Origin of the sequence: Streptomyces sp. NPDC053076, from assembly GCF_044546845.1 — a bacterium.
Classification (GTDB): domain Bacteria; phylum Actinomycetota; class Actinomycetes; order Streptomycetales; family Streptomycetaceae; genus Streptomyces.
Map to the genome: position 1 here is coordinate 167,778 of NZ_JBITZL010000004.1, position 13,162 is coordinate 180,939.

The 13,162-nt window shown below is 73.3% G+C and carries 8 protein-coding genes; 3 read left to right on the forward strand and 5 right to left on the reverse strand.

From position 1 onward, the window contains the following. The 4 genes from ACIGYR_RS18210 to recG all read right to left on the reverse strand — a co-directional run bounded on the left by ACIGYR_RS18210 (window position 1) and on the right by recG (window position 4,583). Entirely contained in the window at window positions 1-1,131 is a 1,131-nt protein-coding gene (locus tag ACIGYR_RS18210) for an ATP synthase F0 subunit B (RefSeq protein ID WP_399598311.1), read from the reverse strand. Window positions 1,132-1,188: 57 nt separating this feature from the next. Further along, window positions 1,189-1,668 (reverse strand): pantetheine-phosphate adenylyltransferase, encoded by a 480-nt coding sequence (gene coaD, locus ACIGYR_RS18215; RefSeq protein WP_345942796.1) that lies wholly within the window; start codon window positions 1,666-1,668, stop codon window positions 1,189-1,191. Window positions 1,669-1,694: 26 nt separating this feature from the next. Then, window positions 1,695-2,282, reverse strand: a complete 588-nt coding sequence (gene rsmD / locus ACIGYR_RS18220) for a 16S rRNA (guanine(966)-N(2))-methyltransferase RsmD (RefSeq protein WP_399598308.1) — start codon at window positions 2,280-2,282, stop codon at window positions 1,695-1,697. Between the two features lie 81 nt (window positions 2,283-2,363). Next, window positions 2,364-4,583: an ATP-dependent DNA helicase RecG gene (recG, locus tag ACIGYR_RS18225; protein ID WP_391847206.1), complete on the reverse strand. Its 2,220-nt coding sequence runs from the start codon at window positions 4,581-4,583 to the stop codon at window positions 2,364-2,366. A 197-nt stretch (window positions 4,584-4,780) separates the two neighbouring features. On the opposite strand from recG, the gene ACIGYR_RS18230 reads away from it, so the two are divergent. Both ACIGYR_RS18230 and ACIGYR_RS18235 read left to right on the forward strand, forming a co-directional pair. After that, the gene (locus tag ACIGYR_RS18230; RefSeq protein WP_399598304.1) at window positions 4,781-6,619 is read left to right on the forward strand and encodes an HSP90 family protein; all 1,839 of its coding nucleotides are present in this window, start codon (window positions 4,781-4,783) and stop codon (window positions 6,617-6,619) included. Then, complete coding sequence (locus tag ACIGYR_RS18235) at window positions 6,616-10,092, forward strand: tetratricopeptide repeat protein (protein ID WP_399598302.1); 3,477 nt, start codon at window positions 6,616-6,618, stop codon at window positions 10,090-10,092. The genes ACIGYR_RS18230 and ACIGYR_RS18235 overlap by 4 nt, the downstream gene beginning before the upstream one ends. A 679-nt stretch (window positions 10,093-10,771) precedes the next feature. On the opposite strand, the gene ACIGYR_RS18240 is transcribed toward ACIGYR_RS18235, so the two are convergent. Next, complete coding sequence (locus tag ACIGYR_RS18240) at window positions 10,772-12,541, reverse strand: DAK2 domain-containing protein (RefSeq protein ID WP_399598299.1); 1,770 nt, start codon at window positions 12,539-12,541, stop codon at window positions 10,772-10,774. 257 nt (window positions 12,542-12,798) lie between these two features. On the opposite strand from ACIGYR_RS18240, the gene rpmB reads away from it, so the two are divergent. Continuing rightward, window positions 12,799-12,984: a 50S ribosomal protein L28 gene (rpmB, locus tag ACIGYR_RS18245; RefSeq protein WP_003973430.1), complete on the forward strand. Its 186-nt coding sequence runs from the start codon at window positions 12,799-12,801 to the stop codon at window positions 12,982-12,984. The last annotated feature ends 178 nt before the right edge of the window (window positions 12,985-13,162 follow it).

Below are 13,162 nucleotides of genomic sequence, written 5' to 3' on the forward strand. Positions count from 1 at the left end.
CTACAGGCCCCTGCCCTGCTCGTACGCCCTCAGCTGCTCCGCACTGATCATGCCCGTGTCGAAGAGGCTGGTCTCGTCCAGGGCGTAGCCCTGCTGGGCCTGGGTCTGGTCCTGCGGCTGATGCTGGGGCTGTTGCGGCTGATGGGCCTGCTGGGGGTCGTAGGCGGTGTGCTGGACGTCGTAGCCCTGGTAGCCGTAGGGATCGGCCTGCTGGTAGCCGTACGGGTCCTGCTGCGGCACGTACTCCGACTGCCGCGGGAAGCCCGCGTACGGGTCAGGCTGCTGCTGGACGGGGGCGCCTTCCGCCGGAGCGTAGCCGGAGGCGGGGGTGTAGGCGGGCTGCGGCTCGTACGAGTGCTCCCGCTGCTCCGTCCGCTCCGGCTGCGGCTGCGACTGGGCCGCGCGGTCGCTGTCCGCGAGGGCAGCCAGGTCGGCGAGGTAGTCGGCGTCGCTGGAGTGCTGGAAGGTCGTGGTGTCGTCGGCGAGGGCGCCGAGGTCGTCGGTGGCGATCCGGCCGTGCAGCTTCTGCCGGCCGCGGCCGACGGCCTCCAGGGTCTTGGCGAGGACCGCCTCGAAGGCGCCCAGCTTGACGTCGACGTACTGGTCGGCGTTGTGGCGCAGGGTCTCCGGGTCGTGGCTGCGCTCGGGGGCGTCCTCGTCCTCGTAGCCGTTCTCGTCCAGGCCGGGGCCGGTGCCGAGGAGCTTCTCGCGGCCGCGGCCGACCGAGCCCAGGGTCTTGGTGAGGACGACCTCGAAGTTGGCGAGCTTGGAGTCGACGTAGTCGTCGGCCTCGGCGCGGATCTCCTCGGCCTCCCGGCGGGCCTCGTCGAGGATCCGGTCCGCCTCGGCCTGGGAGCGGCGGGCGATCTCGGTGTCGGAGATCAGCGAGCCGCGCTGGGCATGGGCGTTCTCGATGATCCGCTCGGCCTCGAGCCGGGCCTGCTCGACCATCTGCTCACGGCCGCCGATCAGCTCCTGCGCCTGGGCGAGGGAGCCGGGCAGCGCCTGGCGTACCTCTTCGAGCATCGCGAGCAGGTCGGCGCGGTTGACCACACATGACGCCGACATGGGCATGGCCCGGGCACCGGAGACCGTGGAGACGATCTCGTCGAGCTTCTTCTGCACGTCCACCTGTGCTCGCCACTCTCTACAGCCGGGTTGGAGACGGACGGGACGACTGTAGCCCCATCAGTCCTTGCGCAGCCGCCCGTTCAGGGCCTCCAGGACCTGCGGCGGCACCAGGTGGGAGACGTCTCCGCCCCAGGCGGCGACCTCCTTGACGAGGGAGGACGACAGGAAGCTGTAGGTGGGGTTGGTGGGTACGAACAGCGTCTCGACGCCGGTGAGGCCGATGTTCATCTGGGCCATCTGCAGCTCGTAGTCGAAGTCGCTGACGGCGCGCAGCCCCTTGACGATGGCGGGGATGTCGCGCTGCTTGCAGAAGTCGACGAGGAGGCCGTGGAACGCCTCCACACGGACGTTGGCGTATTCGGAGGTGACCTCGCGGATCAGCTCGATCCGCTCCTCGATCTCGAACAGGCCCTTCTTGGACTTGTTGATCATCACCGCGACGTAGACCTCGTCATACAGACGGGAGGCTCGGGCGATGATGTCGAGATGTCCGTTGGTGATCGGGTCGAAAGACCCGGGACAGACGGCGCGGCGCACTAGTGATCCCTCGCTCTCCGGTCCGGTCATCGTGCGTCTTCGCACGTAGAGGCGGCGCGACCGTACCAAAACGTTCCCTCGCCGTAACGACGGGACCGGATCGCCTCGAAGCCGTCCGGCCAATGGAATTCGCCGCCTCTGGTGCTGCGCTCCACGGTGACGAGGGCGTCGTCCGCGAGCCAGCCTCCTGAGCGGAGTGTGAGGAGAATCTCGCGAAGATCGTCGTCCGTGACGGCGTACGGAGGGTCGAGGAAGACGAGGTCGTACGGCTCTTCCGGTGCCGGTGTCCGGATGACCTGTTCCGCTTTGCCCGCTCTGACCTCGGCGCCCGGCAGGCCCAGGTTCTTCACGTTCTCGCGGACGATCCTCGCCGCGCGGGCGTCGGCCTCGACGAGGAGGATGTGGCTCGCGCCCCGGGAGAGCGCCTCCAGCCCTACGGCGCCGGAGCCGGCGTAGAGGTCGAGGACCCGTTCGCCGTCCAGGGGGCCGCCCAACAGCGACTGCCAGGTGGAGAAGAGGCCCTCGCGTGCGCGGTCGGAGGTGGGGCGGGTTCCGGTGCCGGGAGGTACTGCGAGGCGCCGTCCGCCGGCCCGGCCGGCGATCACGCGGGTCATGTGTGGTCCTTCTGCTGGGCGACTTTACGTTCATTGTGGCTGGTCGCGCAGTTCCCCGCGCCCCCCTGGGGGCGCTGCTCGTCAGCCCTTTTCCAAGTACTGCTCCCTTTCTTCGTCCAGGAGGGCGTCCAGGGCCGTGCGGAGCCCCGGCAGCCGCTCCAGCTCCGGGTCCGCCGCCACGACCGCCGCCGCCTCCTGTCTCGCCTCCGCGATGACCTCCTCGTCCTCGATGACGGCCAGGACCCGGAGGCTGGAGCGGGCGCCGGACTGGGCCTGGCCGAGGACGTCGCCCTCGCGGCGCTGTTCGAGGTCGATGCGGGAGAGTTCGAAGCCGTCGAGCGTGGCGGCGACCGCGTTCAGGCGCTGACGGGCCGCGCTGGCCTCGGGCATCTCGCTGACCAGGAGGCACAGGCCGGGCGCGGAGCCCCGGCCGACCCGGCCGCGCAGCTGGTGCAGCTGGGAGACGCCGAAGCGGTCGGCGTCCATGATGACCATGGCCGTGGCGTTGGGGACGTTGACGCCGACCTCGATGACGGTGGTGGCGACCAGGACGTCGGTCTCGCCGGCCGCGAAGCGGCGCATCACGGCGTCCTTGTCGTCGGGGTGCATACGGCCGTGCAGGACCTCCACCCGGAGGCCCTGGAGGGGGCCCTTGGCCAGTTGGCCGGCCACGTCGAGGACCGCGAGCGGGGGGCGCTTGTCGGCTTCTTCCTCGGGGGACTTCTTCTTGCCGGCCTTCTTCGGGTCGTCCTCGTCGTCACCGATCCTCGGGCAGACCACGTACGCCTGGTGACCGGCCGCCACCTCCTCGCGCACCCGTTCCCAGGCGCGGGCGAGGAAGTGGGGCTTGTCGGCGGCCGGGACGACATGACTGGCGATCGGCGAGCGGCCGGCCGGGAGCTGGTCCAGGACCGAGGTCTCCAGGTCGCCGAAGACCGTCATGGCGACCGTGCGCGGGATGGGGGTGGCCGTCATGACGAGGAGGTGCGGAGGCTGCTTGCCCTTGCCGCGCAGGGCGTCGCGCTGTTCCACGCCGAAGCGGTGCTGTTCGTCCACCACGACCAGGCCGAGGTCGTGGAACTGGACCTTGTCCTCGATCAGGGCATGGGTGCCGATGACGAGGCCGGCCTCGCCGGTGGCCAGGTCGAGCAGGGCCTGGCGGCGGGCGGCCATGCCCATCGAGCCGGTCAGCAGCACCACCTTGGTGGCGTGTTCGGCGCCGCCCAGCATGCCGCCTTCGGCCAGTTCACCCATCATCTCGGTGACCGAGCGGTGGTGCTGCTGGGCGAGGACCTCGGTGGGGGCGAGCATGGCGGCCTGACCGCCCGCGTCGACCACGGCGAGCATGGCGCGCAGGGCCACCATGGTCTTGCCCGAACCGACCTCGCCCTGCAGCAGGCGGTGCATCGGGTGTGCGGTGGCGAGGTCGTCGAAGATCTCCCGGGAGACCTTCTGCTGGCCCTCGGTGAGGGTGAAGGGGAGGCGGTCGTCGAAGGCCGCGAGGATGCCGTCCGGCTTGGCGGTGCGGGGCACGGCGGCGAGTTGGGTGTCGGCGTGCCGGCGACGGGCCAGGGCGACCTGGAGGACGAACGCCTCGTCCCACTTCAGGCGGGCGCGGGCGTCGGCGATGTCGGCCTTGGTGTGCGGCCGGTGGATCTTGAGCAGGGCCTCGGGGAGGGTGACCAGGCCGCGGCCGTCGCGGAGGGAGTCCGGGAGGGGGTCCAGGGCTTCCTGGGCGCTGGGCAGCACCGTCTGGACCGCCTTGCCGATCTTCCAGGACTCCAGCTTGCCGGTGGCGGGGTAGATCGGGATCAGGGAACCGGCCCAGGTCTCGACGGCTTCGGCGCTGTCACTTCGGAGCAACTCGTAAGCCGGGTGGGCGAGTTGGAGGCGTCGATTGAAGAGCGAGACCTTGCCGGCGAACATCGCGCGGGTGCCCGGCAGCAGCTCCTTGTGCGGTTTGTGGACGCCGTTGCCGAAGAAGACGAGCTGGAGCCGGCCGCTGCCGTCGGTGATGGTGACCTCGAGGCGCTGGCCCTTGCCGCGGGGGGCCTTGGCCGAGGCGAAGGTGTGCAGGCGGGCGTCGGCGACCTGGGCGACCACCGTGACGTGCTCGTCCATGGGCAGGTCGGCGAGGTGGGTGAGCTGGCCGCGCTCCTCGTATCTGCGCGGGTAATGGTGCAGGAGGTCGCCGACGGTGTGCAGGCCGAGGTGCTCGGCCATCACCTTCGCGGTGGCGGGGCCGAGCACTGACTTCAGGGGCTGCTTCAGTGGTTCTCGCAGTGCGGGCACGAGATCCATTGCACACCACGGCACTGACAATGCCGTAGACGCCGTCCTGCGTCTTCCCGGCGCAGTGCCGTAAACATCGGGGAAACTCCTGGTCAGGTGGGCTGATCGGCTCTAGGATGACGCGCTCCGGCCATCCTTCGCGGTCACCGCCCCGCCGGGACCGCCCGACCCCGCGCCGCCCGCACCTCCCCTCCGGCGCAGTGACGATGGACTCGCAGACCTCACAGCCACCCCAGGCATCCCACTCACCTCACACACCTCATACGTTCCAGGTCGACCTGCGTGGTCTGGTGGACCTGCTCTCCCATCACCTCTACTCCAGCCCCAAGGTCTACCTGCGCGAGCTGATGCAGAACGCCGTGGACGCCATCACCGCCCGGCGGGCCGCCGAGCCGGACGCTCCGGCGCGGGTGCGGCTGTACGCGGTGGACGGCGGGCTGCGGGTGGAGGACACCGGCGTCGGGCTCACCGAACCGGACGTGCACAGCCTGCTGGCGACCATCGGCCGCAGCTCCAAGCGGGCCGAGGGCCTCCAGGAGGCCCGCTCGGACTTCCTCGGCCAGTTCGGCATCGGGCTGCTCGCCTGCTTCGTGGTCGCCGAGCGGATCAGGGTCGTCAGCCGCAGCGCCCGTACGCCCGAGGCCCCGCCGGTGGAGTGGACGGCCCGGGACGACGGGTCGTACACCGTGCGGACGCTGTCCGGCGCGGAGCGGCCCGAGCCGGGTACGACCGTGTACCTGACGGCACGGGCCGGAGCGGCGGAGTGGCTCGCGCCCGAACGGGTCCGCGCCCTGGCCCGCGACTTCGGCTCCCTGCTGCCGTACGACGTCCGGGTCGGTGACGAGCCGGTCGCCGATCTGCCCGCGCCCTGGGACCGCGCCCATCCGAGCCCGGCCGGCAGGAGGGTGGCGCTGGCCCGGCACTGCCAGGAACTGTTCGGGTTCACGCCGCTGGACTCGATCGACCTTGACGTGCCCCTGGCCGGGACCCGCGGGGTGGCGTACGTGCTGCCGACGGCGGTCAGCCCGGCCCAGCGGGCGACCCACCGCGTGCACCTGAAGGGCATGCTGCTCACCGAGCGGGCCGAGCAGCTGCTGCCGGACTGGGCGTTCTTCGTGCGCTGCGTCCTGGACACCGACAGCCTGCGACCCACCGCCTCGCGCGAGTCGCTGTACGAGGACGAGACCCTGGCCGCCGTACGGGACGCGCTGGGCGAACGGATCCGGTCCTGGCTCACCGGGCTCGCCGCCGGTGACCCGGAGCGCCTGTCGGCCTTCCTCGCCGTGCACCACCTGGGCGTGAAGTCCCTCGCCCGGCACGACCGGGAGATGCTGCGCACGATGCTGCCGTGGCTGCCGTTCGAGACCACCGACGGGCAGATCTCCCTGGAGGAGTTCGCGCGGCGGCACCCGGTGGTGCACTTCACGCGGACGGTCGAGGAGTACCGGCAGGTCGCGCCGATCGCCTCGGCGCAGGGCGTGGGCGTGGTCAACGGCGGCTACACGTACGACAGCGAGCTGGTCGAGGCGCTGCCGCGGGTGCGGCCCGGGACCGTGGTCGCCGAGCTCGACGCGGACACCGTGACCGCGCACCTGGACGCGGTCGACCCGGGCGAGGAGCTGGCGCTGTCCGGGTTCCTGGCCGCCGCCCGGGACCGGCTGGACCCGCTGGGCTGTGACGTCGTCCTGCGGGCCTTCCACCCGCTGTCCGTGCCCGCGCTGCACCTGGACGACCGGGCCGCCCGGCACGAGCAGGCCCGCGCGGCGGCCGAGGAGCGGGCCGACGACCTGTGGGCGGGCATCCTGGGCTCGCTGCGCGGCAGTGCCCCGCGCGCGCGTCTGGTGCTCAACCATCTCAACCCGCTGGTCCGGCGCATCGGTTCGCTCGGCGACCCGGAACTGATCGGCACCGCGACCGAGGCGCTGTACGGGCAGGCGCTGCTGATGGCGCAGCGCCCGCTGCGGCCGGCCGACTCGGCGCTGCTCAACCGGGCGTTCATCGGGCTGCTCGAATGGGCGACCCACGGGGAGGGGGACGGACGATGACCGAGATCACGGACTTCGACGCGCTGCGCCGGGCGCTGGCGGAGAACTCCGGGCAGCCGGAGGGTCCGGCCCGCAACGCGCGCGCGGAGCAGCTGCTCGCCGAGGCGGAACGGCTGGACGTCCCGCTCGCCGTGATCGAGGCGCTCGGGCACCAGCTGAAGGTCTACAACTACAGCTCCGAGAAGGACAAGATGTTCGTCCCGTTCGCGCGGCTGCTGCGCATGTGGGACGAACGGCCGGCGGACTTCGACGAGTACGAGGCGCACTCGCTGCACTGGGCCTTCAAGTGGATGTCGGCGGGCATGCTGGACCAGCCGCACATTCCGCTCGCCTCGATCGAGAAGTGGCTCGGCGAGATGGGACACCGCTACCGGCTCGCCGGGCACTCCGAACGGGCGGTGCGCGGCGCCGAGTTCAGTGTGGCCTCGCACATCGGGGACCTCGCGCGCGCGGAGCGGGCGTACGCCGCGTGGCTGGCCGCGGACCGGGACCGGATGGCCGACTGCCACGCCTGCGAGCTGCACGGGCAGGGCGCCTGGCAGGTCCGGTGCGGGCGGGACGCGGAGGCGCTCGAGCTGTGGCGGCCGGTGCTGGAGGGTGAGTTGGCCTGCGCGCACGAGCCGCACACCGTGCTCGCCTCCTCGCTGGCCCCGCTGCTGCGCCTCGGCCGCGTGGACGAGGCGCGCGCCCACCATCTGCGCGGATCCCGTCTGGTGCGGCCCATGGAGAGCATGCGGGGCGCGTACGCCGACCATGTGGAGTTCTGCGCGCTGACCGGCAACGAGGCGCGCGGTCTCGAGCTGCTCGCCGAGCGGCCCGCCTACTTCACGGACACCGGGCATCCGCGCAGCCGGCTCGACTTCATGGCCGTGGTGACCCTGTTGACGGACCGGCTGACCGAGCTGGGCCTCGGCGGGCAGCGGGTACCGGGGCCGGCCGGGCGGACCTGGACCGCGCGGGAACTGGCCGCGCACGCGCGCGTGGAGGCGACGGAACTCGCCGAGCGGTTCGACCGCCGCAACGGCACCTCCTCCGTCGGCGACCGGATCCGCGCGCGGATGGCCCAGCGCCCGCTGGTGGAGCGGCTGCCGCTGGGCGTGCGGGCGGTACGGCCCCCGGTGACGCCGCCGGCCGCTCCTCCCCCGCCCGTCGAGGCGACCGGCGAGCCGGCCGCCGAAGCCGGGCTGCCCGTCCTGCTCGCCGAGGCACGGCGGCTGTCGGAGACCTTGCAGCCACACGCGCTGGAGGCGTGGGCGGCGGTCGCTCGGGCCGCGCAGGACGGCGCCGGGCTGGAGCCGCGGGACCGCGCGGAGCTCGCCGACCACGAGGCGATGGCCCGTGGCCCCGAGGGGCTCGCCCTGTTCGAGCGGGCGGCGGCGCTGTACGCGGAGGCGGGAGACCCCGGGGAGGCGCTGGCGGCACGCGCGCGCGGGGCGTACGTCCGCGCGCTGACGGGAGAGGTGGACACCGCCCTGGCGACGGTCACGGGCCTGTACGACGAGGTGCTCGCGCTGTACTCCGACGAGGGCACCGGGGTGCGCCAGACCGCGTCGGTGGCGATGAGCCGGGCCCGGATCCTGATGCGCCGGGTCCACGAGACCACGGCTCGGAACGCCGCGCACGCCGACACCGAGGGATCCACCGGGACGGCCGGCGCGGACGCGGGGCAGCAGGGCGGTACGGCCACCGGGCAGGGCGGAGCGGACGCCGGGCTGGGCACCGCGGACGCCGGACAGGACGGAGCGGACGCCGGACAGGACGGAGCGGACGCCGGGCAGGGAACTGTGGACGCCGAGCGGTGGGCTGCGGACGCCGGACAAGACGGTACGGACGCCGGACAGGACGGAGCGGACGCCGGACAAGACGGTACGGACGCCGGACAAGACGGTACGGACGCCGGACAGGACGGAGCGGACGCCGGGCAGGGAACTGTGGACGCCGAGCGGTTGGCTGTGGACGCCCGGCCGGCCGCCGGCGACGCCGATCGAGACGCCATGGACGCCCGGCCGACCGGCGCGGACACCCCTTCGAACGCCGGGCCGGCCGCGGACGGCGCCCGCCGAGCCGTCCTCGACGCCGAGGCGGCTGTGCGGGAGGTGCTCGCGCTCGTCGAGGGGCGCGGTGGGGACGACGTGCGGCTGGCGGCGCGGGCCGCCGAGGCTCGGGCGATCCTCGCCGAGCTGGCCGGACTCAGCGGGGACACGGAACGCGCGGCGGAGCTGTTCCGGCGGGCCGCCGGCGCGTACGTGTCCGCCGGGCTTCCCTGGTTCTCGGTGGAGTACGAGGTGCAGGTCGCCGCCCTGGCCCACCAGTCCGGTGACCTGGCCGGGGCCGAGCGGGCACTGCGGGCGGCCCTGGTGCACGGCGGGCCTTACGTGGAGCCGGTCGGGCGGTCCCAGCTGCACCTCCAGCTCGCCGAGGTGCTCGGCGGCCGGGACGCGACCGGCGAGGCGGCCGAGCACGCGCTGGAGGCCGCGCACTGGGCGGACGAGGCCGGGGAGAGCGGCACCCTGGGCGCCTGGGCGCGGCAGCAGCTCGGTGGGTTCCTGCTGCGCCTGGGCCGGTACGCGGAGGCCGCCGAGGTCCTGGAATCGGCGCTGGCCGACCTGAGCGCCGACACACACGGCGACGGCGCGGTCGTCCAGGCCCGCTGGTGGCTCGGGGACTGCCTGGGCGAACTGGGCGAGCACCGGGCCGCCGCCGAACAGCGGCTCAAGGCCGCCGAGCTGGCCCGGCACTGGCCCGAGCAGCAGGACCACGCCACACTCGCCCACCTCGCCGCCGAGTCGCTGGCCAATGCCGGCCTGGCGGAGGAGGCGGACCGGGCCTACGCGCGCGCGGGCGGCCTGTGGCGCTCACTGGGCAACGCGCAGTTCCTGGTCCGCTCACTGCGCGCCCGCGCCTGGCTGGCGCTGGACCGGGACTCCGGCGCGGCGGACGCGCGCGAGCTGATGGCGAGCGCGGTGCGGGAGTGCGAGACGGCGATGGCGGCGGCGGACCCGGTGGACCGGGAACAGTTGTCCGCGGAACTCGGCGGCACGTACCGCCAGTTCGCGGAGCTGCTGGCCCGTTCGGCGCCGGAGGAGGCCGAGGACACGGCGATCCGGGCCGCGTTCGCGGCGGCGCTGGAGCAGATGACCCGGGCCGTGGCGGTGTTCGCCGCGCTCGGCGCGGCCGGACTGCACGACCGTACCGGCGCCGAACTGGCGGCGGGCTGGCTGGAGGCGGACCTGAGCCGCCCGGCGCGGGCAGCATCACGCGCGCGTGACGTACTCGCGGCCTACGAGGACGCCGCCGACGGCGAGGGCGAGGGCGAGGGCGACGAGACCGTCCGCGCGCGGCGGGCGGAGGCGGCCCAGCTGCTGGAGGCGGCGCAGGAGGCGGCAGAGACACAGGAGGCGGTGGAGCCGCCGGAGACACAGGGGGCCGTGGAGGCGCAGGAGACGGAGGAAGCGGAGGAGACGGAGGCGTAGGAGCACCGGGGGACGGAGCACGGGACCGAACGCGGACGGGACCGAGGCACGCCGAGACAGAGCACGCCGGGGACCGAGCACGGAGGAGACGGAGCACGGAGGAGACGGAGGAAGCGGAGAAGGCAGGGTCGGCAGTGCTCGCGGCACCGCCGCAGGGGCGGTCCGGACCTCGGGGCTGCGTCACTCCCGCCGGTCACGCCACCCGGATCGCTGCCCGCCGGTCACGCCGCCCGGATCACTGTCCGCCCGCCAGCCACCCGGATCCGCTGCCCGCCGACACACCACCAAGACCGCTACCCCACCCGCCAGCCACCCGGATCACTACCCGCCAGCCACGCCGCCCGGATCACTGTCCACCCGCCAGCCACCCGGATCACTACCCGCCGATCACGCCACCCGGATCACTGTCCACCCGCCAGCCACCCGGATCACTACCCGCCGATCACGCCGCCCGGATCACTGTCCGCCCGCCAGCCACCCGGATCCGCTGCCCGCCGACACACCACCAAGACCGCTACCCCACCCGGCAGCCGCCCGGATCGCTACCCACCGATCACGCCACCCGGATCACTGTCCGCCCGCCAGCCACCCAGACCGCTACCCACCGGTCACGCCACCCGCATCCGCTGCCCACCGAGCACGCCACCCGGATCCGCTGCCCGCCCGTCAGCCAGGCCCGTCACTCCACGCCGATGAGCAGCAGCGCCCCCTGTCGGCCGCCGCGGTACACCGCCGTGTCCACGGCCAGGTAGGACTCCCGTACGCGTGCCTCCAGGTGCGCGGCGACGGTCCGGGGCGCCTCGTCGCCGACGACGAGCGTGACCAGTTCGCCGCCGGCCTGGAGCATGCGGTCCAGAACGATCCGCGCGGTGGCGGTGACGTCCGAGCCGATCACCGCCACGTCACCGTCGATCAGGCCGAGCACGTCCCCGGCCTGGCAGATGCCGGCCGTCGTCCAGGACTGGTGCTCGGCCACGACGACCTCGGCGTACCGGGTGGCGCCCGCCGCCGAGGTCATCTGCACGACGTCCTCGTCGAACCGGCGCCCCGGCTCGTGCACGGCGAGCGCGGCGATGCCCTGGACCGCGGAGCGGGTCGGGATCAGGGCCACCCGGATGCCCTCGGTGCGGGCCTGTTCCGCCGCGGCGGCGGCCGTGTGGCGCAGCTCGGCGTCGTTGGGCAGCAGGACCACCTCACGTGCGTGGGCGCGCCGTACCGCCTGCACCAGCTCTCCGCTGGCCGGTGGCTCTCCGGGGCGGGCCAGGACGGTGGTCGCGCCGGCCTCGGTGTACAGCCCGGCCAGTCCCTCGCCCGGTACTACGGCGACGACCGCCCGCTGGGCGCGTTCGCGCGGCGGGCGCGCGCGGCCGGCGTGCGCGTCGCCGAGCCCGAAGTGGGTGATCCGGATCCGGTACGGCCGCCCGGCCTCCACCCCCGCCTCCACGGCGGCACCCGCGTCGTCGACGTGCACATGGACGTTCCACAGGCCGTCGCCGCCGACCACGACCAGGGAGTCCCCGAGGGCGTCGAGCCGGGAGCGCAGCCGGGCGACGGCCGTGTCATCGGCCTCCAGCAGGTAGATCACCTCGAACGCGGGCCCGCCGGTGCCGGTGGCTTCCGCGCAGAGTTCGGCTTCGGACAGCCCGGCACCGGAAGCACTCTCCACGCGCACGTGCCCGCCGGAATCCGTCACGGTCTCCACGCGCGCGTGCCCGCCGGAATCCGCCACGGTCTGCACGCGCACGTGCCCGCCGGAATCCGCCATCGTCTCCACGCGCGCGTGGGCGCCGGGACCCGCCTCCCCCGTGAACGCCTCCACCAGCGCCCCCAGCACCGCCACCAGTCCCCGTCCGCCCGCGTCGACCACACCCGCCCGCTTCAGCACGGCCAGCTGGCCCGGCGTCGCCGCCAGGGCCGCCCGCGCGCCCTCGTAGGCGGCCCGCGCGACCGTCCCGCAGTCGCCCTCGGTTCCCTCGGCGGCGTCGGCGGCGGCCGAGGCGACCGTCAGCACCGTGCCCTCGACGGGGTGGGCGACGGCCTGCCGGCCGGAGTCGGCGGCCCGGCGCAGGGCCAGCCGCAGCCCCGGGCCGTCGACGCGGGAGGCGTCGCCCGCCTCCGCGAGCACCTGCGCCATCCCCCGCAGCAGCTGGGCCAGGATCGTCCCGGAGTTGCCGCGGGCCCCGATGAGCGCACCGTGGGCCATGGCCCGTACCGCGTCCGCCAGGGAAGGCTCCGCGCAGCCGGTCTCGTAGCCTGCGAACACCGCCTCCACGGCCGTCGCAGCCGACTCCAGGGTCAGATAGAGGTTGGTCCCGGTGTCGCCGTCCGCCACCGGATAGACGTTGATCGCGTCGATCTCCTCACGGGCCCGTCCCAGTGCCCGGAGCGCCAGACCGCACCAGGTGCGCACCGCGAGAGCATCGAAGAATGTCTGCGGCACCTGCGCCACCTGCGCCTCCCTGAGCTGGCTGGACGTGGGAGGCAGCGTAGACCCCGGACCGGTGTCCTCCGGAAGAGGGCCGGGAGCCTGGTCCTGAGCTGCCGTGGTAGTTTCGTGGAACGGGCGCAGCCGTTGTATGCTGCTCCGGTTGCCCGATCTGATCGGGCTATTCCCCTGGCAGCGCCACTCAAGATCTCATGTCTTAGATCTCGATCCCGGCATGCCGGGATTAACCGTAAGTGCATCTGAAGTCTTTGGAGTGACCCGTGGCTGCCAACTGCGACGTCTGCGGCAAGGGGCCGGGCTTCGGCAACAACATCTCGCACTCGCACCGCCGTACGTCCCGCCGCTGGAACCCGAACATCCAGCGTGTACGTACCGTGGTGAGCGGGACGCCGAAGCGCGTGAACGCTTGCACCTCGTGCATCAAGGCCGGCAAGGTCTCGCGCTGACGCTACAGCTGAGCGCGCGGCCACTGCCTGGTTCGCTGCACTGAAGCCGGTCCACCTCCGGGTGGGCCGGCTTCTTGCCGTTCCCTGCCGCCTCCGGGCCGCCCCCGCCTGATCACCTCTGGCCGCCGTACCCAGCCGCCCCGGCCGCCGCACCCCGGCCGGGAGCACCGTCGTGTCC